Origin of the sequence: Pseudomonas asgharzadehiana (assembly GCF_019139815.1) — a bacterium.
Classification (GTDB): domain Bacteria; phylum Pseudomonadota; class Gammaproteobacteria; order Pseudomonadales; family Pseudomonadaceae; genus Aquipseudomonas; species Aquipseudomonas asgharzadehiana.
In genome coordinates, this window is the sequence record NZ_CP077079.1 from 314177 (window position 1) to 338811 (window position 24635).

The following is a 24635-nucleotide window of genomic DNA, read 5'->3' on the forward strand; positions in this document are numbered from 1 at the left end:
CTTTGGCAAAAGAAGTCGATGAAATGAATCTTAAGTTCAGTCATAAAATCTTGTTGGCCGCGTCAGGCGTAGTGGTTTTAGCCTTCGCGTTGTTCACCCTTTACAACGACTACCTGCAGCGCAGCACCATCAAGCAGAACCTGGAATCGTCCATCGAACAATCCGGGGAGCTCACCGCCAGCAGTGTGCAGAACTGGCTCAGTGGTCGAATACTGGTACTCGAAAGCCTGACGCAAAACGTAGCTCACCAAGGCAGTGCAGCGGACTTGCCTGGGCTAGTCGACCAACCAGCGTTCACCTCGAACTTCCAGTTCACCTATGTGGGTCAAACCAATGGTGTGTTTACCCAGCGCCCGGATGCAAAAATGCCCGACGGCTACGACCCCCGTCAGCGCCCCTGGTACAAACAAGCCGTGGCGGCTGATAAACCTATGCTCACGCCGCCTTATATGGCTGCAGTAGGCGGGCAGATCGTCACCATCGCCATGCCGGTGAAAAAGAACGGCGAGCTGCTGGGTGTAGTGGGCGGAGACCTCAGCTTGCAAACCCTGGTGAAAATCATCAACTCGGTGGATTTCGGCGGCATCGGGCATGCGTTCCTGGTCAGCGGCGACGGCCAAGTCATCGTCAGCCCGGACGAGGACCAAGTGATGAAAAACCTCAAGGACATCTATCCCGGCACCCGCTTACGCATCGAGAAGGTCAATCAGGAGGTTGTGCTCAAGGGCCAGGATCGTATTTTGTCCTTCACTCCGATCAGCGGCTTGCCAGGGGCAGATTGGTATATCGGTCTGTCGATCGATAAAGACAAAGCCTACGCACCGTTGGGTAAATTCCGCACGTCGGCATTGATCGCTATGCTCATCGCCGTGGTCGCGATTGCTGTGCTCTTGAGCCTGCTGATTCAGGTCTTGTTGCGGCCCTTGACCACTATGGGGGTTGCGATGCAAGACATCGCTCAAGGTGAAGGTGATCTGACCCGCCGCCTCGCTGTTACCAGCAAAGATGAGTTTGGCGAAGTCGGCAGTGCGTTTAACCGGTTTGTGGAACGTATCCACGCTTCGATTTCCGAAGTGTCTTCGGCAACACGCCAGGTGCACGACCTGTCCCAGCGAGTGATGGCATCCTCCAACGCGTCAATCATCGGTTCCGATGAGCAAAGTGCGCGTACCAACAGTGTGGCCGCAGCAATCAACGAACTGGGTGCCGCCACTCAGGAAATCGCGCGCAACGCGGCTGATGCGTCACAGCACGCCAGCGGTGCCAGCGAGCAAGCCGACGACGGTCGCAAAGTGGTGGAGCAAACCATCCTGGCGATGTCTGAACTGTCGCAAAAAATCAGTTTGTCCTGCACTCAGATCGAAACACTGAACGCCAGCACCGATAATATCGGCCACATCCTTGATGTGATCAAAGGCATCTCCCAGCAAACCAACTTGTTGGCACTGAATGCCGCGATTGAAGCTGCGCGTGCCGGCGAGGCGGGACGTGGGTTTGCGGTGGTGGCCGATGAAGTGCGCAACTTGGCTCACCGTACTCAGGAATCGGCTGAAGAGATTCATAAAATGATCACTTCGCTGCAAGTGGGTTCGCGCGAGGCGGTGACCACCATGAACGCCAGCCAAACGTCCAGTGAGCAAAGCGTCGGGGTGGCCAACCAGGCCGGCGAACGCCTGGTCAGCGTCACGCAGCGGATCGTTGAGATCGACGGTATGAACCAATCCGTCGCAGCGGCCACCGAGGAGCAGACGGCCGTGGTGGAAACCCTCAATGTGGATATCAACCAGATCAACCTGCTTAACCAGCAGGGCGTGGCCAACCTCAACGAAACCTTGAAGGATTGCGATGCGCTGTCGCAACAGGCTAATCGGCTGAAGCAACTGGTCGACAGCTTCAAAATCTGAGCCGTTGAGCGTGTGAGTAGGAGCGTGCAGTGTTCGCTCCTACTGCGGGCCCAACAAGCGGCTGACGTTGTCCAGTGCGCTTTCAGCGAAAGCCTGTACAAATTGTTCAAATCCCACCTGTGCAGCGTCCTCCGGTTCGGCAATGAGGGTCCACGTTACCCTGGAGCACTGTGTCTCCAGTGCGTCCACGTTGATTGCTGCCCACAATCTAGCCACGCCCAGAGTGTTGTAGAGGGTGGTCCAAGTCATATACATGGCGTGCTCATCCCGGCTATTGAGCTGTTCCACCACCTGGTTGCCATCTCGGAAAAACTTCGTGCGTAAAGCACCCACACCGGTACCGGTCATTTCGATGTGTGACAGAGCGGGGATGAATACATCAAAACCTGAAAACGTCCCCACCATGTTCCACACACGCCTGGCCTGGCAGTCGATCACCCGCGAGGCCACTATCGGCCGTCCCGTTGGATTGCGGATTAACGTATCCGGTTGCAGCCGTTTCATAATGTTGTCCTGACGCAATTCATAGAAAACCGATGGCCTTGAGGTAATTGCAACCTCTGCTCAATAGCGCGGGGGTTTTATCGGGATACTGCTCACCCATTTGCTCAACGCCACGCTGTGCGTTCTCGTGAAGGATCATCCCGGTATCGCCGATGTCTTCATCCAAGCGATCAAGATAAAAACCGAGTACGCCAAACAGCGCGTTGTCCTGGTCCACCGTCTGTAGCGCCTTCTGCCATTGCGTGATGCTTACCCGCTCAAACATATGACCGGCTCGGCTGAACGCATCCAGATAATTCTCCCAGCTCAACGGCTGCGGGTTATGCAGGTTGAACACGCTTCTATCGGCTTGAAAACGACTGCCGTGGAACGCAATGAAGCGCGCCAGAAAGTCCACTGGCATCAGGTCGAAATTCAAATCCAGCCGCGGAAGCAGGCCTAGTTGCAGCGAGCCCTTGAGCATCAGCATCAGGCGATTTTTTTGCGGCCGGCAAACCCCATTGCGGCTGTTGAAGCTGATGTTTCCGAGGCGATGGATATTGACCCAGGCCCCGTTTTCAACCGCGCGCCCCAGCAGTCGCTCCGCCACCCATTTGGAGAGGTTGTAGCCATTCTTGATATACAGCGGCAATGTGGCCGCCGCAGGGGCTTCAAGGATACGTCCCACCGTGTCGATACTGCTGGAGGCGGACAGCGTCGAGACAAAATTGAATACTTTCTTGCAGCGCGTCTCGCATAGACGCAAGCATTCGAATACGGGCTCGACGTTGTTCCTGGCTAGCGAGGCGTAGTCCATGACGTGGTTGACCTGCGCCGCGTTATGCACCAGCACACCGAAGCCTTCGACGAGAGAGTCATAGACGTCGCGGGCCAAACCCAGTCGAGGCTGGCTGATGTCGGCGGCGAATACCTGTACTCGGCTCAGGTCCATATGGTCCAAGCGGTAATCGCGCAGCGCCTGGGTAAACCTCATCATCGCGCACTGCCCCGGTCGTTCACGCACCAAGCACGCCACCTCAATGGCGCCACCGGCCAACAGGGCTTCGACGATGTGTATACCGACGAAACTGTTGGCGCCTGTGACTATAACTTTGCGCGGATCGCCCCAGGCACCCTCGGGCAACGAGTTGATCATCCACGGCCGTTGGGCATCCCGGATCGCCTGGCCGGAAGAGGCGTCGGGGCGCTCCCCGTCTTGCATCAGCGCTGCCAGCGTACGAACCGTCGGGACTTCAATGAACTGGCTCAGCGCAAAACCACGGCCAAATTGCTCGCGAACACGCAACAACAACATCGACAGCAAAATCGAATGGCCGCCGAGGTCGAAGAAGCTGTCATCAATACCCACGTTTTCGGCGGGCAACCCCAACAGCTCGCCCCACAGGCCGCTCAGCTGTGCTTGCAGCGCGGTGCGCGCAAGGCAGGGGGTCGCCTGCAAAATGGGCTGTGGTGGTAGCGTCAACAGCGCCCTGCGATCAACCTTGCCGTGGTGAGTGTGCGGTATGTCTGGCAGTTCAACCCAGAAGCCAGGTTGCATGTAGTCCGGTAGCCACTGCTGTGCATGCGTGCGCAACGCGGCGACCGTAGCACCTGGTTCGGGCTGGGCGAAAAAGGCGTGGATCCTGCGGTCAGGGTCGATCACCACCGCCAGCCCGCGATACAACCGGCTGTTGCGCAGGCATTGTTCAATTTCCTGGGGTTCGACCCGAAACCCACGGATTTTTACCTGATCATCGCGCCGCCCGCCCAACACGATACCCTCGGCGGTCCACTGCGCAAGGTCGCCACTGCGAAAGGCCTGCACGGCCTGGCCCCCCGGCAGCAGCAGCTCGACAAACCGGCTGGCGGTCTCCTGCGGCGCATTCACATACCCCAGGCTTACCCCAGGCCCAACGATATAAAGCTCGCCGGTTACCGCTTCATCTACGGGTTGCAACTGGTCATCCAGAATCAGCACCCGGCTGTTGGCGATGGGGGTGCCAATGTTGCGATTGTTGTCGTGGGTGGCCAATGTCCGGTGCGTGATCAGCACCGTGGTTTCGGTGGGGCCATAGAGGTTGTGGAGCTGACACTGCCCCGCCAGGCGCTCGATCACATGGGGTTCGCAGGCATCGCCGCCAGTGAGCAGATGCGTCACACCCAGAGGACGGTCCAGCGGTAGGAGGTTGAGCAGCGCGGGCGGCAGAAACGCATGGCTGACGCGCTGCCGGCGAAGCAATTCCACCAGTAACCGGGGGTCGTGCCGTTGCTGTTCGCTGGGGATGATCAACGCGGCGCCGGCGATTAAGGTGGGAAAGATATCGATGAGCGATGAGTCGAAACTCAAGGGCGAAAACTGCAACACCCGACTGTGTTCATCCAGTGCCATACAGGTCCTGAACCAGGCCGTGAAATGCGCCAGGTTGCCTTGGCTCAGTTGCACACCCTTGGGCTGGCCCGTGGTTCCCGATGTGTAGAGCAGCATGCACGGCGCGTCCGGGCAGGCGTGATTGGATGTCGGCGCACAGAGGGTTTCGGTGGTGTCGCCAGGGTCGACGGCACTGACATCCAACGCCAGGAAACGTCCCCGCAACGGATGCTTGCCGGTGTCCAGCAGCACCTGAGCCCCGGCGAGCATCATCTGATGACGTTGAGGAGGCTGGTCAGGGGCGAGCGGCAAGTACACCGCGCCACAGCCAAGTACCGCGAGAATGCTGGCGTACAGCTCGACGGATTTTGCCAGGCATACACCGATCACTGGCGGCGCCTCGAGCGCCTCCAGTAACGGGCGCAAGCGTTGCTGGATTGCCATGGCCTGCACGTGCAGCTGGCGATAGGTCACCTCACTCCCGGCGATGCACAGTGCCGGCCGATTGGCGAAAGCGAAAAGGCTGGCCTGTATTCGTTCGATCACCGGCACGTGGGCTTCCTGCCTCAATGCGCGGTCGTGTGTACGATTGAACCGATGCATAAAGGCCAACGCTTCAAGTCCTTGCAAACCCTGCTCGGGCCAGTCCGTGGCGACCGTACTCAGAGGCCGATATCCCGGGTCCCGTGAAAAGCCACTGACGTGCAGCGCAACCCAGTCCACCAGTGCGCCTGTCACCTGCTGGCGCAGTCGCTGGCCATTGCCACTGGGCTCTTCGGCGATGTTCAGCACGGCACACAGTCGTTGGCCACGGTCATAGGCGCGTAATTGTAGCGCGGGCAACCCACAGCCACTTTCCGGGCCAACCCCCAGGCGCAGCCTTATACAGGCCGCTTCGCCCACCTCGTCCGGCAACGGCAGGCTACCGTCTTCAAGCCACAGGTCGATGGCCTCGTCAGCAGACACATGCCCGTACTGCTCCAGTACCGGCCTGATGGCACCCAGTGCCTTGCTGGTGCCGCGCCATCCGATGGTCAGGCGCCTCATGCGGGCACCGGCAGATAGTCGTTCAGCGCCTGCGTCACACTGGGTGTGTGCAGTAAGCCGCTGTGTTGCAGGAAGTTGATGATATTGCCCATCAAGGGGTGCTGGCCGGTGATGGGAAACGCCAGCGTGATCACTTCATCACGCAGCGCACCGCGCACACTGCTGCTTATATCCAGGTGCTCGATCAACTGCAGGTCGAAGTTCTTCTGCAGGTCATTGGTCAGGTAATGGCTCAGGAATATCGGCAACACGTGCGCGATGCTGTCACGGTCAGCCGGGCTCGCGGTTTGCCAATAGTGTTGCACCAGGCGAGTCCAGAATTGCGCGTGGCGACCTTCGTCAAACAGGTGGTCGGCCATCAAGCCACGAATGGACGCTTTGACACTGTTGTCCTTGGAAAACGCCGCCACATCGTGGGTGACGCTATTTTCGGCGATGGCCACGCCAATCAGCTCCACAGCGTCGCGCAGGTGGGCCGGCGCCTGAGCCTGTGCCGCCGGCAGAGCGCGGCTCAGTTCGATGTGTGCGGGTAGATCCAGCGGTTGTACGCCTGTCATGTCCAGGGTTTGTTGCAAGAAGTCCAACGCGACGAGGGCGTGGTAATCCTCATCCACCACTACCGTCATGGCATCCACGCGGCAGGCGAATGGGAAGGGCACCGAGAAGCGGTTCTTGGCGATGTTACGCGCGGTCTTGTCGACGATCTCAGTCTCGAAGATCACCACATCGTTGATAAATTTGTAGAAGCTCTGCACCAGCACGAAGTCGCGCCATTGGGGGCACTGCTCCACAAAAGTGGCAGTGAGTACCAAGGGTTGGCGGCATAGCGGATAGATCAACTTGTCATCGTTTTCCAGCAGGCGGCGGGGGCGTGTGCGGATGGTCGCGCGGCGCTCCCAGTCGTCGACAGTCGAGGTGTAGTTGGCGATGTTCATGGCTGCACTTCTTGCAGCGCCGCCCGCATCTCGTCCCAGAGCGCGATACGGCTTTGCACTGCGGCAAGGGCTGCGTCGTTGGCTTGTTGGCGGTACGCCGGGGCTACGCGCACCAGACGTTCGAGCAACTGCTCAGCCGCCGGCCCGTGATGGCCGGCATCCAGTTCGATGTGGCGTTCAAGGTAGCCCCGCAAGGTAGGCGCCTGGCAACGCAGGAGCGTATCAGACCGCAGGAAACGCTCGAACATGTTCGGAATAACCTGCTCGCGAGCGTGAAAAAAAGCGGCTGCCACACAGTGGATGGGAGCTTGCAGCGCAATGTGCAATGTGTCGCTGACAAACCGGCGTACGCCGGCGGGTGCATCGATCATATGCAAGGCGCTGCCCGCTTCGACGCCTTCGCGTTGCAGTGCGACGAAGCGGTCGATCGCGCAAGGGCTGGCGCCGACTTCGAGCATGGCCTCCCGGTACCACTCGAAGTGACTGCAATAGCCTTGCCGGGGGTGTTCGTCTGATTCTTCGCCCAGCACAATCTCATTGATCAGGCGCGCGGCGAGTGGGTCGGCCGGTGGCAGCCAGGGCAAGCGAGTGCAGCTCAGGTCCTGTTGCAGGCGTTTGGTAAGTGTCATGAAATCCCAAACGGCGAATACATGGCTCTCCATGAAAAGTTGTAACTTTTTTTGCGAGGTTATTTCCGTTAATAGCGGGTGGCTACATAACTGTAGTTTTCTTTTTTCAAGTAATGATTGATACATGGTGTAGGCCTATAAGTTGTTGCTTTTGCCGTGAAACAGCAGCGGGCTTTTATACGCGGCAAAGAGATAAACAGGTCTAAACCAAGCGCGACGCGCACGCTGTTCATGCGGATGGGCTGCGCCGTCGACGCAAGTGTCTGGTTTAGTGATAAGCGATAATAGGCGGGCTGAAAAACGTAACGAGTATAGGAATGTAGTGGATGTTTTTCTAAATGATATTGGCCGTGGGCAGCGGCTTTATTAAATAAGAAGCTTCTTTGGCGCAGGGGCACTACCCGGCAGACACAGTACCCCAACGTTAAGCGTAAAGAAGGGCGGGCGAAAACCCGGTTACGGGGTTTTCTTGCCGGTGGTGTCCACGCCATTGAGATAGGTGGTAATAACTTCCATCCCACGCATCAGGTGATTGCGCAGGGTCAGGACGCTTTCCTCGACTTTCTTCTGCGCCACCAGGTTCAACAGTTCACGGTGGTCGTCCTGGGTTATCTGGCCCAGCCCCATGGCCTGAAGGTTGAAGCGCAGGAAGCGTTCTTCCTCATTCAGCCCGTGTTCCACCAATTTGAGCAGTCGCTGGTTAGGCGCCTTGCCGTAGAGCGCCATGTGAAACAGGCGATTGAGACGACCCATCTCGGCGTAATTTTCTTCCTGCTCCAGAGCGCGGATAAACGCGTCCGCTTCGGCGATATCGGCGTCGGTCAGCAACGGAATCGACAAGCGCAAGGCTTCAGACTCCAGCAACATCCGCAATTGATAGGTCTCCGCCGAATTGTCTTCAATCACGGGGGCCACCACGGCGCCTTTGTGGGTCACCACATGCAGCAGCGACTGGGCCTCCAGCTGGCGCAAGGCTTCACGCACCGGCATGCGGCTGACCCCGAACAGGCTGGCCAACTCCTGCTGACGCATGGCGGTACCACAGGGCAACCGGCCGTCGAGGATGGCATTGCGCAAGGTTTCTTCAATCACGGAGCGAGCAAGGTGGGCGGGAATAGGACCGCTGATCTTGATGCTGTTCAAAGGGGTCGGCTTCTGCGTCACGGCTACGTTGTGCTCTTTTTCTAAAAGTGATGGCTAATTGGATCCAATGCACACTAGAGAGTGCCCTTAAGCTTGTCAAACAGGCACGGTTTCGGCTTGTAAGCGTTTCAACACGCGATTCCGACGGCCCACGCCAGGCTTTTCGCAGATCTTACACGGCCCGATCACCTTGCTCCCTTCCCGCATATCGTTATTCATTATCGGTATTTAAAATCAAGTTCTTATGCCTATAAAGTCAATCTCCTGACCGACCGGGAGTGAACTCATGTCCGCCGCCTCTACTGTTCCAACAGCGATCCCTGCCGCCCAAGCCTTCGAGGTGCGCCCACTGCCCGGCAGCGTGGGGGCCGAGATCATTGGCCTGGACCTGTCCCGGCCAATCAATCAGCAGGATTTTGCGCGCATCCACCGCGCGCACCTGGACCATCACGTGGTGGTGTTTCGCGACCAGCGCATCACCCCCGAACAGCACATCGCCTTCAGCCGCCGTTTTGGCGTGCTGCAGATTCATGTGCTCAAACAGTTCCTGCTGGCCAACCATCCCGAAATCCTGATCGTCTCCAACATTATTGAAAACGGCCAATCCATCGGCCTGGGCGATGCCGGCAAGTTCTGGCATTCAGACCTGTCCTATAAAGAACTGCCCAGCCTTGGTTCGATGCTGCACGCACAAGAGCTGCCTAGCGAAGGCGGCGACACCTTGTTCGCCGACATGCACAAGGCCTGGGATCAGTTGCCCGAGCACTTGCGCAAAGCCGTCGAGGGCCGCAGCGCCGCGCATTCCTACACGGCGCGTTACAGCGAAACCAAATTCGAAGGCAACTGGCGCCCAACGCTCACCCCGGAACAGTTGGCGCAAGTGGCCGAAGTGGTGCACCCCATCGTGCGCACGCATCCGGAAAACGGCCGCAAGGCGCTGTTCGTCAGTGAAGGCTTCACCACCCGCATCGTCGGCCTGCCCGAGGATGAGAGCCGTGACCTGCTGGCCCAGCTTTATGCCCACAGCGTGCTGGCGCACAACATCTATCGCCATCAATGGCAGCCTCACGACCTGGTGTTCTGGGATAACCGCTCGCTGATCCACCTGGCCGCCGGTTGCCCGAGCCACCTGCGCCGCAAGCTGTTTCGCACCACCATCCAGGGCGACGCGCCTTTCTGATTCGGAGCATGACCATGTCCAGGAACATTCCATTTGCGCGCTTGGCCGCCACCCTCGGGCTGGGCGTGAGCCTGCTGGCCGGTAGCCTGGTGGCGCCTGCGGCGGCCCAGGCCGAAGGTGAGATCCGCATCGCCGAACAATTCGGCATCGTTTACCTGTTGCTCAACGTGGTGCGCGATCAGCACTTGATCGAGAAGTACGGCAAGCAGGAAGGCATCGACATCAAGGTCGACTGGACCCAGCTCTCCGGTGGCGCGGCGGTCAATGATGCGCTGCTCTCCGGCTCCATCGATATAGCCGGGGCCGGCGTCGGCCCGCTGCTGACCATCTGGGACCGCACCCACGGCAAACAGAACGTCAAGGCCGTGGCGTCCCTGGGCAATTTCCCGTACTACCTGGTCAGCAACAACCCCAAGGTCAAGACCATCGCCGACTTCACCGACAAGGACCGCATCGCCGTCCCCGCAGTGGGCGTGTCCGTGCAGTCGCGCTTCCTGCAATACGCCGCCGCCAAGCAGTGGGGCGACCAGGAATTCAATCGCCTCGACAAATACACCGTCGCCGTTCCGCACCCCGACGCCACCGCCGCACTGATCGCCGGCGGTACCGAGTTGACCGGGCATTTTTCCAACCCGCCGTTCCAGGACCAGGCCCTGGCCAACCCTAACGTGCACGTAGTGTTGAACACCTACGACCTGCTCGGCCCCAACTCGCCAACCGTGCTGTTTGCCACTGAAAAATTCCGCAACGACAACCCCAAGACCTATAAAGCGTTCGTCGAGGCACTGACCGAAGCCGCGCAGTTCGCCCAGAACGACAAAGGCGCCGCCGCCGATACTTATATCCGTGTGACCAACGCCAAGATCGACCGCGCCGAGTTGCTCAAAATCATCGACAACCCGCAGTTCGAATTCAGCGTCACCCCAAAAAACACCTACCCGCTGGCGGAGTTCCTCTACCGTGTCGGCGCCATCAAAAACAAGCCTGAATCGTGGAAGGACTACTTCTTCCAGGACGCCAAGCCCCTGCAAGGAAGTTGAAATGAACGCGCCCTTGCAAGGCCACGCGGCCAGCAACCTGCACACCGCCGAGCCGCTGCTGGCGGTGGATAACGTCAGCCTTGAATACCGCACCCCCGAGCGCGTGGTGCGGGCCACCCACCAGGTCAGTTTCGAAATCGACCCGGCCGACCGCTACGTGTTGCTTGGCCCTTCGGGCTGCGGCAAGTCCACCTTGCTCAAATCCATCGCCGGGTTTATCAAGCCCTGCGAAGGCCAGATTCGCCTGTTGGGCCAAAAGGTCGAGCAACCGGGCCCGGACCGCATCGTGGTGTTCCAGGAATTCGACCAGTTGCCACCGTGGAAAACCGTCAAGCAGAACGTGATGTTTCCACTGCTGGCATCCAACACCCTCAAGCGTCGCGAAGCCGAAGAGCGCGCGCTGCACTACCTCGATAAAGTGGGCCTCAGTGCCTTTGCCGAGGCGTACCCGCATACGCTCTCCGGCGGCATGAAAGCCCGCGTAGCCATCGCCCGTGCCTTGGCCATGCAGCCGAAAATCCTGCTGATGGACGAACCCTTCGCCGCCCTCGACGCCCTGACCCGGCGCAAGATGCAAGAGGAGTTGCTGCTGCTCTGGGAAGAGGTGCGCTTCACCCTGTTGTTTGTCACGCACTCCATCGAAGAAGCGCTGGTGGTGGGCAATCGCATCCTGCTGCTGTCGCCGCACCCTGGGCGCGTGCGCGCGGAAATCCACAGCCATCAATACAACCTGCACAGCCTTGGCGGTGTGGACTTCCAGGCGTCGGCGCGGCGCATTCATCGCTTGTTGTTCGATGAAACCACGGCTGCCGAACCCGAGTTGGGTTTTGCCGATATCCGCATCGCTTACTAAGGAGGGCGACCCATGCGCCAGGAATACGAAATCACCCTCGAACCTTTGCTCAGCGTCCCGGTGGAACGCGAACTGCCACTGCGCCAGCGCTTGTGGCAACAAGGCTGGCTGCGCAAGGGCCTGATCCTGATCGTGCTGGCGATCCTCTGGGAAGCCGTCGCGCGCTACCAGAACAACGACCTGCTGCTGCCGAGCTTTCTGCAAACCTTCAACGCGCTATACGACGGGCTGCTCAGCGGCGAACTGCTGAGCAAGGTGAGCATCTCGCTGGTGGTATTGCTCAAGGGTTACCTGATCGGCATTGTGCTGGCGTTCGCCCTCACCACCTTGGCCGTGTCGACCCAATTGGGCCGCGACCTGCTCAGTACCCTGACCTCGATGTTCAACCCGCTGCCGGCCATCGCATTGCTGCCGCTGGCGCTGCTGTGGTTCGGCCTGGGCCAGAACAGCCTGATTTTCGTGCTGGTGCATTCGGTGCTGTGGGCGCTGGCGCTCAATACTTACTCGGGGTTTTTAGGCGTGTCCGAAACCCTGCGCATGGCGGGCCGCAACTATGGTCTCAAGGGGATGCGCTTTGTGCTGTTCATCCTGATCCCGGCGGCGCTGCCGTCGATTCTTGCCGGCCTCAAGATCGGCTGGGCGTTTGCCTGGCGCACGCTGATCGCCGCCGAACTGGTGTTCGGCGCCACCAGTGGCAAGGGCGGTTTGGGCTGGTACATCTTCCAGAACCGCAACGAGCTGTACACCGACAAGGTATTTGCCGGGCTGGCGGTGGTGATCCTGATCGGCCTGTTGGTGGAAAACCTGGTGTTTGACACCTTCGAGCGGCTCACCGTAAAGCGTTGGGGCATGCAGCGCTGATACACCTGCTACGATTGCATCCCGTTCACTCCCTTACGCTCACGAGTGCTTGGCATGCAACTACCGGACATGAACCTGCTGGTCGCCCTCGACGCCTTGCTCGACGAGGGCAGTGTGGTCGGCGCCGCGCGGCGGATGAACCTCAGCCCGGCGGCCATGAGCCGCACGCTCACGCGTATTCGCGAAGCGGTGGGCGACCCGATCCTGGTGCGTGCCGGTCGAGGGCTGGTGCCCACGCCCAAGGCCCTGGAGTTGCAAGGCCAGGTACGCACCGTGGTGGAACAGGCGGCGTTACTGTTTCGCTCGTCCGAGCAAGTGGACCTGAGCACCCTGCGCCGCCGCTTCAGCGTGCGCGCCAATGACTTTTTTATCGGCGTGTATGGTGGCCGACTGTTCGACACCATGGAGCGCATGGCCCCCCTGTGCGAGCTGTGTTTCGTGCCCGAAGGCGATACCGATGACGAAGCCCTGCGCGAAGGGCGGCTGGATCTACGCGTGAGCAACACCCTGCCGGCGAGCCCCGAGGTCAAGGTGCAGAACCTGTTCTCCACCACCTTTGTTGGCCTGGCGCGGCAGGATCACCCCTTATTCGACGAAGAAATCACCGCCGCACGTTTCGCCAGCTATTCCCATATCAGCATCTCGCGGCGCGGCCTCGCCCGCGGGCCGATCGACACCGCGCTGAACGCCCAGGGCCTGGAGCGGCGCGTGGCGATGATCGCTCCGGGTTTTCATGGCGCGATGTTCATGCTGCCCGACTCCGACCTGATCCTGCCGGTGCCCAAGGAAGCGCTCTACAGCGCCAATCGCCTGAAGCTGCCGCTGCGTGCCTTCTCGCTGCCGATCTCCTTGCCGACCCTGGTACTCGCCCAGTCCTGGCACCCGCGCTTCGACAAAGACCCGGCTCACAAATGGCTGCGCGAGACGATGCGCGAAAGTTGCCACGCCACCTGGCTGGAAGCCCAACCGAACTGAATTTCAAGCGTACACAGGGCAAATGTAGGAGGGGGCTTGCCCCCGATGGCGGTGTATCAGGCAACCCAGGATTGCGTCTGGCGCACTTATAAGCTGTCGATAAGTAACTTTTTGTCATGCGTATGCCTGAATAAACTGCTCGGGTATTTCCCATTCCGAGTTACCTGTTCATGACGTCTCTCGCTGCCCCCACCCTTGCGGCCGCAGCCAAGCCCGCCACCCTGGCCCCGCCCGTGTTCGGCCCGCGCATCATCATCGGCCTGGTCGGTGTGTTGCTGGCGGTGCTGGTATCGGGCCTCAACGAGATGGTCACCAAGGTGGCCCTCGCCGACATTCGTGGTGCGCTGTACATCGGCTTTGACGAAGGCACCTGGCTGGTCGCGGCCTATACCGCCACGTCGGTCGCGGCCATGGCGTTTGCGCCCTGGTGTTCGGTGACGTTTTCCCTGCGCCGCTTCACCCTGTACGCCATTGGCCTGTTCACCGTGCTGGGCATCCTGTGCCCGTTCGCGCCGAACTACGAAAGCCTGTTGCTGCTGCGCACCGTGCAAGGCTTGGCCGGTGGTGCGTTGCCGCCGATGTTGATGACCGTAGCCCTGCGTTTCCTGCCGGCCAACGTCAAGCTGTACGGCCTGGCCGGCTACGCACTTACCGCCACCTTCGGCCCGAGCCTCGGCACCCCGTTGGCGGCGCTGTGGACCGAATACGTCGGCTGGCAATGGGCGTTCTGGCAGATCGTCGCGCCGTGTCTGCTAGCGATGGCCGCCGTGGCCTACGGCTTGCCGCAAGACCCGCTGCGCCTGGAGCGCTTCAAGCAGTTCAACTGGCGCGGCCTGCTGCTGGGTTTCCCGGCGATCTGCATGCTGGTGATCGGCCTGCTGCAAGGCAATCGGCTGGACTGGTTCGAATCCGGCCTGATCACCTTTTTGCTCACTGGCGGCAGCGTGCTGCTGGTGTTGTTCATGCTCAATGAGTGGTCGCACCCGATACCGTTCTTCAAGTTGCAGATGCTCGGCCTGCGCAACCTGTCGTTTGCGTTGATCGTGCTGGCGGGCGTGCTGATGGTGCTGACCTCGGTGATCATCATCCCGTCGAGTTTCCTTGCGCAGGTCCAGGGCTACCGGCCGCTGCAGACCGCACCGGTGATGCTGCTGATGGCGCTGCCGCAGTTGATTGCGCTGCCGCTGGTGGCGGCGCTGTGCAACCTGCGCTGGGTCGATTGCCGCTGGGTGCTGGGCATCGGCCTGGGCATGCTGGTGCTGTGCTGCGTCGGCAGTGCGCACCTGACCTCGGCGTGGGTTCGCAACGACTTTTACGGCCTATATCTGCTGCAAATCTTCGGGCAACCCATGGCCGTGCTGCCGCTGTTGATGCTCTCCACCGGCAGCATCCAACCCTCCGATGGGCCATTCGCCTCGGCCTGGTTCAATACCGTCAAAGGCCTGGCTGCCGTGATCGCCACCGGCGTGCTGGATACGCTGACCACCCAGCGCCTGCACTTCCATTCGACCCTGCTGGTGGACCGCCTGGGCAATTCGCCTCTGGCCGACGGCGACGCGGTGGGCCTGGCCCATCGGCTGCACGAACAGGCCGTGGTGCTCACCTCTTCCGATCTCTATTACGTCATGGGCGGTGTCGCCGTGGTGCTGATCCTGCTGATTTTCTGGATGCCCACGCGGATCTTTCCGCCTCGCGCACCGACCTAGCCCCAAGGACCTCTCATGAAACGCAAAGATAAAATTGCCGTCTGCGTCATCGCAGTATTTACCGTCGGTGTGCTGGTTTACCTGGCTGCGCCGGGCTTGCTGGGCAACCCGCGCCAGAGCACCAACGATGCCTTCGTCGCCGCCGACTTCACCCTGGTCGCCCCGCGCGTGGCCGGGTTTATCAAGCAAGTGCTGGTAGAAGACAACCAGCAGGTCAAGGCCGGGCAACTGCTGGCGCTGATCGACGACCGTGATTTTCGCGCCGCAGCCCAGGCCGCCGATGCCGACACGCTGGTCGCCCACGCCCAACTGAAAAATGCCACCGCCACCCTGGAGCGCCAAAGCTCGGTCATCGCCCAGGCGCAAGCCACCGTCGCCGCCGACCGCGCCGAAGTGGCCTTCGCCGAACATGAACTGAACCGCTACAACCACCTCGCCGGGGTGGGCGCGGGCACGGTGCAGAATGCGCAGCAAGCCAAGACCCGTATCGACCAGGCCACCGCACGCCTGGCCAAGTCCACGGCGGTGCTGGCGGCCGAGCGCAAACAGGTAGAAATCCTCACCGCCCAGCGCGACGCGGCCGACGGTGGGCTCAAGCGTGCCCAGGCCGCACTGGAAATGGCCAGCTATCAGCTCTCCTACACGCGCATTGTCGCGCCGGTGGACGGCATGGTTGGCGAACGTGCGGTGCGCGTGGGCGCCTACGTCACGCCCGGCAGCAAGCTCCTTGCCGTGGTGCCGTTGGCTGAGGCCTACGTGGTGGCCAACTTCCAGGAAACCCAGCTTTCCCATATGCACGCCGGGCAAGCCGTGCAGGTGCGTGTCGACAGCCTTGACGGCGAGTTGCTCAACGGTCACCTGGAAAGTCTGGCCCCCGCGACCGGCGTAACGTTCGCCGCCGTCAAGCCCGACAACGCCACGGGTAATTTCACCAAGGTGGTGCAGCGTATTCCGGTGAAAATCGTGCTGGAGCCCAACCAACCGCTGACCGAGCGCCTGCGCGTGGGCATGTCGGTGGAGGCCAGCGTCGATACCCAACCGGTTGCACGTCAGCGTGAGGTGGCCCAGCAATGAAACGAGTTGCCTGGCTCACCTTAAGCCTGATCAGCCTGAACGCCTGCACCGTCGGGCCGGACTTTCAACGCCCGCAAACCCCACAGGTCACGCAATGGAGCGAGCCCCAGGGTCGCCGGGCCGACAGCCGCGCCGTCAGCGACCCGTTGCAGGAGCGCTGGTGGGATGTGTTCCACGACGAACAACTCTCGGCCCTCACACGCCGTGCCCTTACCGACAACCTCGACCTGAAACTGGCCGGCAGTCGCCTGGCGCAAAGCCGTGCCGTGCGCCAGGTGACCACCGCCGAGCGTTACCCCAACGTCGATGCCACAGGCGCTTACCAGCGCAAACGCAACAGCGGCAAAGGCTTGAGCGACCCCTCCGGTGAAAACGGCCACGCCGCCTTCAACCAATGGGACATGGGCTTCTCGGCCGCCTGGGAGCTGGACTTCTGGGGCCGTGTAAAACGCGAAACCGAAGCCGCCAACGCCACCCTGCAAGTCGCCGAAAATGACCGCCGCGCCGTGCTGTTATCGGTGCTGGCCGAAACCGCCCAGGACTACATCCAACTGCGCGGCGTGCAGAACACCCGCGCCGTTACCGAGCAAAACCTTGACGTCGCGCGCCACAGCCTCAAGCTCTCGCAACTGCGCCTGGCCGACGGCGTGGCAACGGATCTGGACGTGGCCGAAGCCGCCGCCCAAGTCGCAGCCATTGAAGCGCGCCTGCCGGACCTGCAGCAGCGCCAGGATCAATTGATCAACGCCCTGAGCCTGCTGATGGGCGAGCCGCCACAAGCGCTGCACGCGCAACTGTCCAAAGACGCCGCCGTGCCGCAAGCCCAGCGCCAGGTCGCCATCGGCCTGCCGTCGCAGCTTGCCGAACGCCGCCCGGATATCCGCCAGGCCGAAGCCCGCCTGCACGCGGCGACCGCCAGCATCGGCGTGGCCAAGGGCGATTTCTACCCGCGCATCACCCTGTCCGGCAACCTGGGTTCGCAGGCGATGCAATTGTCCGATTTCGGCTCGTGGGGCTCGCGCGCGTTCGCCATCGGCCCGCAAGTGAGCCTGCCGCTGTTCAACGGCGGGCGCCTGCAAGGCATGGTGCATCTGCGCCAAGCCCAGCAACAGGAAGCGGCCCTGGCCTACCAACACACGGTGCTGCGCGCCTGGCATGAGATCGACGACCAACTGACCCGCTACAACGCCAGCCAACTGCGCCGCGACAGCCTGGCCGAAGCCGTGCGCCAGAACCAGATCGCCCTGACCACCGCACAACACCAGTACGTCGAAGGCGTGGCGGATTTCGTCAATGTGCTCACCGTGCAAAGCGCGTTGCTGGCGACGCAGGAACAGTGGGTGGAGAGTTCCACCGGTGTGTCGTTGGCAATGGTGGGGTTGTACAAGGCATTGGGGGGAGGGTGGGAATCGGTGTATCCATTGCAGGCGGCCAGGCGCTGAGGTCCTGAAGCAGAACACGATCGAACTGTGGGAGCGGGCTTGCTCGCGAAAGCGGTGGGTCAGTACCGAATGGGCTGACTGACAATTTGCCGTCACGGCATAGGGGGCTCCACAGTTTTTAAAAGTTGAAAAACTCCCTGTGGTGAGCGCTGGGACTTACGTCTTTAAAAGCATAAAGGTGGCATCGTCTTCGGTCGAATAGCCTTCAAAACTCCGCTGTGTGATGGCGTCGAGTTGATGTTCTGCCGGGAGTTCTGCCCAGAATCCATCGGTCGCCAAAATCCATGTGGTGTCTGGCAGTACTTGTATGACTTGAAACGCTGGCTCGTGGGAGCGACGGTAACTCATGCAGTTGAGCAGCTTTTTACGGGCGGGGCTGCTCGCGATAAGCGCGTGGCTCAGGTTGCCTTTCCAATTGGGCCCGCAGTGTGGCGAGCTAAGCCAGTTCACCGGTTGATTTGATTCCAGATACCCCAGGCAGCAATCACCGGCGTGAAGGGTGACGGCCGTCTGGTCGAAAACCAGCAGGACCAGGTAGCTGGTGGCGGCGACTGGAAAATCGGGGCACAGAGTCGAATGCACCCGGTTGAGCAGCGTAAGCGTCAGCCGCAGCGCCTTCTCAAGGCAAGACACTTCAGTCGCAGCTGCTTGGGTGAAGGACTCGAGCAAATACTGAGTCATGGCTTTTGCCAGTTCACCACTTCCGGATTTAGACGCTCCGTCGGTGATGACATAAAGCTGGGCGCCTGAATTGTGCGCCGAACCGCTGAAATCGCGGTTTTCTGCACGATGGGTTCCTTGCCGGCTCAGGCTCAGGTGCAGGATCAAACGGGGGCTCCGAAATCAATCAGCGCGGTGAGGCGCTTGTGAATGAAGGCCTCGCGATCAGGGTCTTGGGCGGTGCTTTGGATCACGTCTTGAAACGCGGTCAGCTTGAGCAGCGCGGACAGTTGATCGCTCACGAAACGACGTAGCGCTTCAGGTGCTCGTTTCACTTCCGCGATCAGCTCTTCTCGACCGTCCAACAGAGCAATGATGTCTTCAATATCGTTGGACATCAGTACGTCGCCATGCCCCTTCCTTGATAGGCCTGCAGTTTCGCAGCAAGAAACCACGGCGCTGCAAAGACTTTGATGCCAGTGCCGTTGGGCAATGTGTAATCAACAGCATTTTCCAATCCTCCGATAAACCAGGTATTGGAAAACCCCGGCACCTTCTCATCGGTGGGCATGAAATCAACTTTCAATGTCCCCAAACGCAGGCGACAAGTCACCGTGTCTTGACCGGTGTTTTTGAACCCCTTGGTCTTGAGGGTCTCTTCCAGTCGATACCAGGCCGCGGTACTGGTTAAGTGGATGACCAAGTCCACGTCATCAGTGCCGCGAATGGACTCCTGAGTGTATTCGTCGGTGATCAGCAGGACGGTTGTGCATCCGCCCACAAAGGCTACTTGCTGGCGCAGCTCGGCTCCCAGCGCCTCCGCGCACGATGGGGCCTGGCTTTGCCGGGAAAATATAACGAATGCTGTAAGTGTCGAGATCAAGCAGTGCTTTTTTTCTGACGAGGGGCGAACCGTCGGTATTGTCCGTAAAGACCAGGCCGATCTCGCGGCAACGGCTTAGAGATGAAGAAACCTCTGTTTTGCTCAGACCCAGCGCCGATGCCAGGGCTCTTACAGAGTAGCTTTGCTGGTTGTCCTGCTCGACCGGCTCGTTATCGTGCCAGCCGCGCCAGTCTTCTAGATCAGCAAGCCTTACGGCCTGGGTATCACCGTCACTGTTTAGCCATTGATTGACGGTCGAAATGACCGAACCTTCCGAATCTTGCATCACTGCGAACTCGCGCTTTTTCACGCGCTTTCCCCTGGCCTGCAGCTCCAGGCTTATGAGTTTGAACAAGATCAGCACGTCTTGACTTTTCATGAGTCTCCAAACCTGAGTGTCCTCTGTCCGCGGACAGAGGACGCGTTTTGCGTAGGTTCAACACCAATGTCAAGAACCTCAAGGATTCTGCAAAAACACCACATACCCCCTAAACCACTCACTCCCCTTCAAATACCCCGGCTCCTGCCATTCCCCGCCCTGAATCAAACCGATCTTGAACGGCAGCCCCAGCCGGTTCATCCGCGGCAGATACGCGGCGTAGTCCGGGATGCTGTGGCGCCCTTGATACGTCTGCACCACCACTTCATCCACCACACCCTTGAGCTGGGCAATGGCGGCGGGGTCGGCGTTGCTGCTCCAGTCCATCAGGCCGGTGATGCTCAGGCGCAGCTCAAAGGGCAGGCGTTGGCGCAGGTCGCGCAGGAAGTCGGCGTAGTCGTGCAGGTATTGGGTGCGGGCGTCGAAGTCGATCTGGATGCCGACCACCGGGTTGCCCGCGTCGCGCCAGCGTTGTACCTGGCCGAGCAGTTGGGTGTAGACCGCTTCCGGCCAGTGCAGGGTATGGGCGCGGTACACCACCCAGACTTCGCCTTCGGTGAGGCGCGGCACGCTGATGCCCTGGGCGATCATCCGCACGCCACGTTGCGGTGCGCGGCGGGTGGAGTTGATCTGGCCCTGGAGGATGTACAGGGTCTTGGCCTGTTTGAGTACCGGCTGGGGCGTGACGCCGCTCCACAACCAGAAAGCGTCGTAGTCACGGGCATCGACGGCGGCGAAGGCCGGGCTTGCCAGCAACAGCAAGCCTAGCCACAGGTGTTTCACCAGTAGTACTGCAGCGACTTGCCCCACTCGGTGTCGGCGAAGCCGGTCTTGAGCTGGCGGAACCAGGCCTTGCGCACGGCGGGCTCGACGTCCTTGCCACCGCAGCTGTTGTAGCCTGCCGGTGCGTAGCAGTTGATGGCGCGGAACAGTGCATAGGCCTTGTCGTTCTTCGGCGCCTTGGCGTCGCCGATCACCTGTTTGTAACCGTCGAGGCGCGAGAAGGTTTCGCCCTGGAACTGTGACGCGGTGCTGCCCAGGCTGCCGGCGGCGCGAGCCTGTTCCAACGGCATGCCGTCCAGGCTGTTGCGCAGGATGAATTCGCCCAGGCAGTTAAGGCCCTGAGGGTTCTTCGCATCGTTTTGCAACGTGGCGGCGGTTTGCGCGATGGTGGGGCAGGCATAGCCGGATTCGGCTTTGTCGCCGTTCCACTGGAACAACGTCAAGGCCTGGCCGCTGCTGTAGACGTAGCCCAGGCTGGTGCCCAGTTTGTCTTCAGAGACCTGGGCCGGCAGGTGTTTGAAATCGTCGGCGAAGGTGGCGAACTGGCTGTGCAGCAGGTCTTTGTAGAGCAGCACGAACTGCGCGGTCTGGCGCTCCAGCGGGTCGCCGGCCTGGGCGATCTGCTGGCGCAGCAGTTCAGGCCCGGCGATGTTGCGCAGCAGGATGTAACGCACTTGCTTGGCGCTGATCGGCGAGTCGCTGGCGAAGACCTTGGCCACCTGGCCGCTGCGCTCGTAGTTCATGGCCAGGGCCAGTTCCAGCTGATCGCGTTGCAGGGGCAGCTTGGCCAGGGGCAACAGCTGCAGCCACAGAGCTTCGGCGTTTTTCCAGTCGTTTTTGGCCTCCATCGCCAAGGCGCGCAGGGTTTGTTGGCTGAAGGCGAAATAGTCCAGGCTCGACGGCACCTCCTGGGGCAGGTGTTTCAAGGCGTTGTCCGGTTGATGCTCGACGTACAGGGCGAAGGCGGCCTGCAGGTACTCGAACACCTCGGGCCTGTCGGCAAACGTGGCTTTTTGCGCGTCGAGGTCTTCGCGGGTCAGGCGCGGTGGGGTGCTGGCGCGCATCGAGCGCAGGTCGGTCACCACTTGCATCATCGGGTCCTTGATGCTGCCGCCCCAGACCATCAGCAACTTGAGGTCGGCTTCTTCCACCAGTGCGTCCAGCGACACGTTGCGCTGGGCGTCGGTGGCTTCGGTCATTTGCCAGGCGAAGTCTTCGGAGAGCTTGTCGAAATCGTCCGCCAGCCAATGCACGCGGCGCAGCAGGCCACGGGCAGACATTGCATAGTCGCCCTGTGGATAAGTTTCCAGGTAGCCCATGAAGCCTTTTTCGGCAGCGCTCAGGGCGGGCTTATCCACATGCTCGAGTTGCGGCATGTCGTATTGGTCGAACGCTTCGGCCTGCGCCTGGTTCAGCAAGGTACGCGCGCTCATGTACTGCGCGGTTTCCTTCAACCAGGACAACTCGCTGCCGCTGGCGGCGGCAAAACCGCGCTCGGCCTCGCTGAAACGTCCGCTGTAAAAGTCGGCCGCGGCTTGCAGGTAGGTCCGCAGCATGCGGCCATTGGACGACTCGATAGGCTCGGCGACCACTGGGCCGTCCCAGGTGCAGGTGACCAGCAGTTGCAGGCGCGCCTTTGCCAGCAACTGGCGCTCTGCGGTGGGCATGTCTGCCTTCACCACCTGGCGGATGAAGGCGGTGGCGCTGTCATCGTCGTTACTGCGGCAGCGGCTGCCTTCGCCATCAAGGTAGGCCTGACCAGCGGTTGTGTACTCCGTGCGCTTGATGCCCAGGGGGGTCAGCAGGGTATCGAGTTCTGCGGTTGAGGAGTCGTCGGCGCCGTCCGAGTCGGGTTCGGTCTCTCCGTTGGCGGCGCGGTTGAGGCGATACACCGGAAACGGCACCGGGCCAAAACCCTGGGACAGGTCATCGTCGTTCAAAGCGTCGGGGGCCAGTGGCGCGACTTGTTTGTCGGCCAGCAACAGGCGCAGGTTCACCCGGCTGTCGTTGCCTGGACTGAGGAACGGCTGGTTGCTGCAGGTATCGAGGCGGTCGCGCGAAACCCGCCAGTCGGGGTAGCAGGTATCGTCGGAACTGGCCTGGGCCGGTAATGAGATAGCGGCCAGCAATGCCAGTGCCAGGGGTGACAGAAAACCGATGCGCATGACGTGTCCTTGATCCTGAGTCCATGGAGGGCGGCAATCATAGCCTGAACTGATGAGTGCTTCGGTGAAGGCCTACACAAATTGGCGATTTGTCTGATTAGTGAGGCGATACAGACGCGTTTGTCCTAGAGTGGCGGTTGGTTGTGCATGCGCAGTGTTTGCCAACACAGGGGTGGTAATAGCGGAGTTGGTATGCGTCGGTCGGTGTTACGGCAACACGAAAAAACAAGCGCATTGGCCTCGTTCGCTCAGCAAATGTGCAGCTGGCAGGGCGTAGCCGTGCTCGGTCGTTTGTGGTGGGTGCCCATCCTGGCGCTGGCCATGGCCCTGCGTCTTTACCACCTCACGTCAGCGGCGATCTGGGGCGACGAAGGTTCAAGCCTGCTGCTTAGCGAGTACGCCTTGGACGACCTGTGGTTTCACGCGGCCCATGACGTGCATCCGCCGCTGTACTTCTTCATGTTGCGCAGTTGGATCGAATGCTTTGGTGACAGCATCTGGTCGATACGCAGCATGAGTGCGCTCCCTGGTGTGGTGGTGGTGGGCTTGGGCGCCTGGCTCGCGCGGCAGCTGTCCACCCGACGCGCCGCCGTGTTGGCGGGTGTCATGCTGGCGCTGTTGCCGACGGCGGTGCGCTACAGCCAGGAAGTGCGCATGTATTCGCTGCTCGGCGTCTGGTTGCTGGGCGCCACGCTGGCGCTGGTGTACTGGGCGCGCCAGCCCGAGCGCACACGGTATCTGGCGGCGTATGTACTGCTGATGAGCGCCGGGTTTTATACCCACTACTTCACGGCGTTGTGTGTGCTGGTGCATTGGGCGTACATAGGGCTGTTGAGTACGTCGCGCGCGCCTGGCCTGCGTTTGATCGCGCGCCCGGCGTGGTGGGTGGCCAACGGGGTGATTGTGTTGCTGTACCTGCCATGGTTGCCGAACCTGCTGGACCTGGTGCAACACGTCGAACAGCTCAAAGTGGGCGGGGATATTGGCTGGGAAGAACCGGTCAACCTGTTGTCCCTGCCATCGATGATCTGGCAGTTCGTCTTACAGGACGAAGGGGTGGGCTTCTGGCCGCCGCTGTTCTGGGGTTTTGCGCTGTTGCTGGTCGCTGTAGTCTTTTTTGCTGGCTGGCGTGACCGCGAGCGTTTGCGCCCTGCCAGCCTGCTGGCGCTGTTTTTCCTGCTGCCGTTGTTGCTGGTGTACGCGGTATCGTTTATTTCGCCGGTGTTTATCGAACGCTATCTCACGGTGTACGCCTTGGCGCTGCCGATCCTCCTGGCGCTGGTCATCGACCGTGCTTCATGGCTGGGGGCGGCTTTGTTTGTGTTGTTTGTCGGCGTTGAACTGGTGGGGTTGAAGAACAACTTCGCGGTGGACGAACACGATCAATTCAACGTGCCGGTGGAGTTCGTCAATCGCAACTACCAAGAAGATGACCGCATCGTGCTCAGCGACATGATGTGGTACCTCAGCTACGTGTATTACGACCAGACCGATGCGCAACTGCAGCTCTACACCCCACCCAAACCTGACGGCACGCCCACCCGGCCGAACGCTTACGGCTTCGGCACCCTGGTCGACCAGGATGGTGGGCGCATCTACCTCGACCGCCTTTCTGCATTGCCCGTCGACACCCGCCGCGTGTGGTTGATCAGCAGCAACGAAGCGCCTGACGATTTCGCGCCCTTGCCCCAGGGCTGGCGCGAACTCAGCCGCCAGGACGGCGGCGGTGCCAGGGCGCGGTTGTTTGTGTTGTGCAACGCACCGGCGCCGCAGCCCGAAGGCTGCCGCTAGACTCTCTTGAACGTCCTCACGAGGAACCCGCTATGGAATCGCCACTGCACAGCTTGCCGGCGTTGTTCAAACAGCTTGGCTTGCCGGATGATCCGGTCAGTATCGAGCAATTTGTCGCTTCTCATTCGCCGCTCAAGCCGGAATTGAAACTGGCGGATGCGTTTTTTTGGACCCAGGCCCAGCAGGCGTTTTTGCGTGATGAGATCTTGGAGGATGCGGATTGGGCGGTGGTGGTGGATGAGTTGAATTTGATGTTGCGCGGTGGGCGGGGGGCCCAATAAGGTCACCGCCGTGTCAGGGGAGCACCGAAGTGCAGATTTTAGGGCTGCTTCGC

At 60.7% G+C, this 24635-nt stretch carries 22 protein-coding genes; 11 read left to right on the plus strand and 11 right to left on the minus strand.

Annotated elements, in window-relative coordinates; genetic code table 11:
- The first annotated feature begins 23 nt into the window (after nt 1-23).
- The gene (locus KSS96_RS01460) at nt 24-1904 is read left to right on the plus strand and encodes a methyl-accepting chemotaxis protein (RefSeq protein ID WP_017528425.1); all 1881 of its coding nucleotides are present in this window, start codon (nt 24-26) and stop codon (nt 1902-1904) included.
- A gap of 39 nt (nt 1905-1943) precedes the next feature.
- Here the strand turns inward: KSS96_RS01460 and KSS96_RS01465 are convergent, their stop codons facing one another.
- From KSS96_RS01465 to KSS96_RS01485, 5 genes are all read right to left on the minus strand, one after another.
- On the minus strand, nt 1944-2408 hold the full coding sequence (locus tag KSS96_RS01465; protein WP_017528424.1) for an SRPBCC family protein: 465 nt from the start codon (nt 2406-2408) through the stop codon (nt 1944-1946).
- Nucleotides 2409-2427: 19 nt separating this feature from the next.
- Complete coding sequence (locus KSS96_RS01470) at nt 2428-5802, minus strand: amino acid adenylation domain-containing protein (protein WP_217855591.1); 3375 nt, start codon at nt 5800-5802, stop codon at nt 2428-2430.
- The gene (locus KSS96_RS01475) at nt 5799-6737 is read right to left on the minus strand and encodes a diiron oxygenase (RefSeq protein WP_217855593.1); all 939 of its coding nucleotides are present in this window, start codon (nt 6735-6737) and stop codon (nt 5799-5801) included. Before KSS96_RS01475 ends, KSS96_RS01470 begins: the two co-directional genes overlap by 4 nt.
- A complete protein-coding gene (locus KSS96_RS01480; protein WP_065876867.1) occupies nt 6734-7492 on the minus strand; it encodes a DUF3050 domain-containing protein in 759 nt (252 codons plus the stop codon). Before KSS96_RS01480 ends, KSS96_RS01475 begins: the two co-directional genes overlap by 4 nt.
- Nucleotides 7493-7822: 330 nt before the next feature.
- Nucleotides 7823-8530, minus strand: a complete 708-nt coding sequence (locus tag KSS96_RS01485; protein WP_017528420.1) for a GntR family transcriptional regulator — start codon at nt 8528-8530, stop codon at nt 7823-7825.
- A 265-nt stretch (nt 8531-8795) separates the two neighbouring features.
- On the opposite strand from KSS96_RS01485, the gene KSS96_RS01490 reads away from it, so the two are divergent.
- The 8 genes from KSS96_RS01490 (at nt 8796) to KSS96_RS01525 (ending at nt 17640) form a co-directional block, all read left to right on the plus strand.
- The gene (locus KSS96_RS01490) at nt 8796-9689 is read left to right on the plus strand and encodes a TauD/TfdA dioxygenase family protein (RefSeq protein ID WP_135196972.1); all 894 of its coding nucleotides are present in this window, start codon (nt 8796-8798) and stop codon (nt 9687-9689) included.
- A gap of 14 nt (nt 9690-9703) precedes the next feature.
- A complete protein-coding gene (locus KSS96_RS01495) occupies nt 9704-10729 on the plus strand; it encodes an ABC transporter substrate-binding protein (RefSeq protein WP_017528418.1) in 1026 nt (341 codons plus the stop codon).
- 1 nt (nt 10730) lies between these two features.
- Nucleotides 10731-11582 (plus strand): ABC transporter ATP-binding protein, encoded by an 852-nt coding sequence (locus KSS96_RS01500; protein WP_017528417.1) that lies wholly within the window; start codon nt 10731-10733, stop codon nt 11580-11582.
- A 12-nt stretch (nt 11583-11594) separates the two neighbouring features.
- Complete coding sequence (locus KSS96_RS01505) at nt 11595-12443, plus strand: ABC transporter permease (RefSeq protein ID WP_017528416.1); 849 nt, start codon at nt 11595-11597, stop codon at nt 12441-12443.
- A gap of 54 nt (nt 12444-12497) precedes the next feature.
- The gene (locus tag KSS96_RS01510; protein ID WP_116079830.1) at nt 12498-13418 is read left to right on the plus strand and encodes a LysR family transcriptional regulator; all 921 of its coding nucleotides are present in this window, start codon (nt 12498-12500) and stop codon (nt 13416-13418) included.
- Nucleotides 13419-13588: 170 nt separating this feature from the next.
- The gene (locus KSS96_RS01515) at nt 13589-15124 is read left to right on the plus strand and encodes an MFS transporter (RefSeq protein ID WP_017528414.1); all 1536 of its coding nucleotides are present in this window, start codon (nt 13589-13591) and stop codon (nt 15122-15124) included.
- A gap of 15 nt (nt 15125-15139) precedes the next feature.
- A complete protein-coding gene (locus KSS96_RS01520; protein ID WP_017528413.1) occupies nt 15140-16198 on the plus strand; it encodes an HlyD family secretion protein in 1059 nt (352 codons plus the stop codon).
- Complete coding sequence (locus tag KSS96_RS01525) at nt 16195-17640, plus strand: efflux transporter outer membrane subunit (RefSeq protein WP_017528412.1); 1446 nt, start codon at nt 16195-16197, stop codon at nt 17638-17640. The genes KSS96_RS01520 and KSS96_RS01525 overlap by 4 nt, the downstream gene beginning before the upstream one ends.
- A gap of 156 nt (nt 17641-17796) precedes the next feature.
- Here the strand turns inward: KSS96_RS01525 and KSS96_RS01530 are convergent, their stop codons facing one another.
- The 6 genes from KSS96_RS01530 to KSS96_RS01545 all read right to left on the minus strand — a co-directional run bounded on the left by KSS96_RS01530 (nt 17797) and on the right by KSS96_RS01545 (nt 22510).
- Nucleotides 17797-18468 carry a protein phosphatase 2C domain-containing protein gene (locus KSS96_RS01530; protein WP_137220432.1) on the minus strand — a complete coding sequence of 224 codons (672 nt, stop codon included), beginning with the start codon at nt 18466-18468 and terminating at the stop codon, nt 17797-17799.
- Nucleotides 18465-18698, minus strand: coding sequence for a hypothetical protein (locus KSS96_RS27890; RefSeq protein ID WP_017528410.1), 234 nt, complete (start codon nt 18696-18698; stop codon nt 18465-18467). The genes KSS96_RS01530 and KSS96_RS27890 overlap by 4 nt, the downstream gene beginning before the upstream one ends.
- A complete protein-coding gene (locus tag KSS96_RS27895; protein WP_017528409.1) occupies nt 18698-19009 on the minus strand; it encodes a hypothetical protein in 312 nt (103 codons plus the stop codon). Before KSS96_RS27895 ends, KSS96_RS27890 begins: the two co-directional genes overlap by 1 nt.
- A gap of 4 nt (nt 19010-19013) precedes the next feature.
- A complete protein-coding gene (locus KSS96_RS27900) occupies nt 19014-19562 on the minus strand; it encodes a hypothetical protein (RefSeq protein ID WP_225913304.1) in 549 nt (182 codons plus the stop codon).
- A 78-nt stretch (nt 19563-19640) separates the two neighbouring features.
- Nucleotides 19641-20345: a DUF3142 domain-containing protein gene (locus KSS96_RS01540; protein WP_065876861.1), complete on the minus strand. Its 705-nt coding sequence runs from the start codon at nt 20343-20345 to the stop codon at nt 19641-19643.
- Nucleotides 20342-22510 carry a PA5441 family protein gene (locus tag KSS96_RS01545; RefSeq protein WP_017528406.1) on the minus strand — a complete coding sequence of 723 codons (2169 nt, stop codon included), beginning with the start codon at nt 22508-22510 and terminating at the stop codon, nt 20342-20344. Before KSS96_RS01545 ends, KSS96_RS01540 begins: the two co-directional genes overlap by 4 nt.
- A 192-nt stretch (nt 22511-22702) precedes the next feature.
- On the opposite strand from KSS96_RS01545, the gene KSS96_RS01550 reads away from it, so the two are divergent.
- Together KSS96_RS01550 and KSS96_RS01555 are read left to right on the plus strand one after the other, a co-directional pair.
- A complete protein-coding gene (locus tag KSS96_RS01550) occupies nt 22703-24301 on the plus strand; it encodes a glycosyltransferase family 39 protein (protein WP_068936864.1) in 1599 nt (532 codons plus the stop codon).
- Nucleotides 24302-24333: 32 nt separating this feature from the next.
- The gene (locus tag KSS96_RS01555; RefSeq protein ID WP_017528404.1) at nt 24334-24582 is read left to right on the plus strand and encodes a DUF2789 domain-containing protein; all 249 of its coding nucleotides are present in this window, start codon (nt 24334-24336) and stop codon (nt 24580-24582) included.
- The last annotated feature ends 53 nt before the right edge of the window (nt 24583-24635 follow it).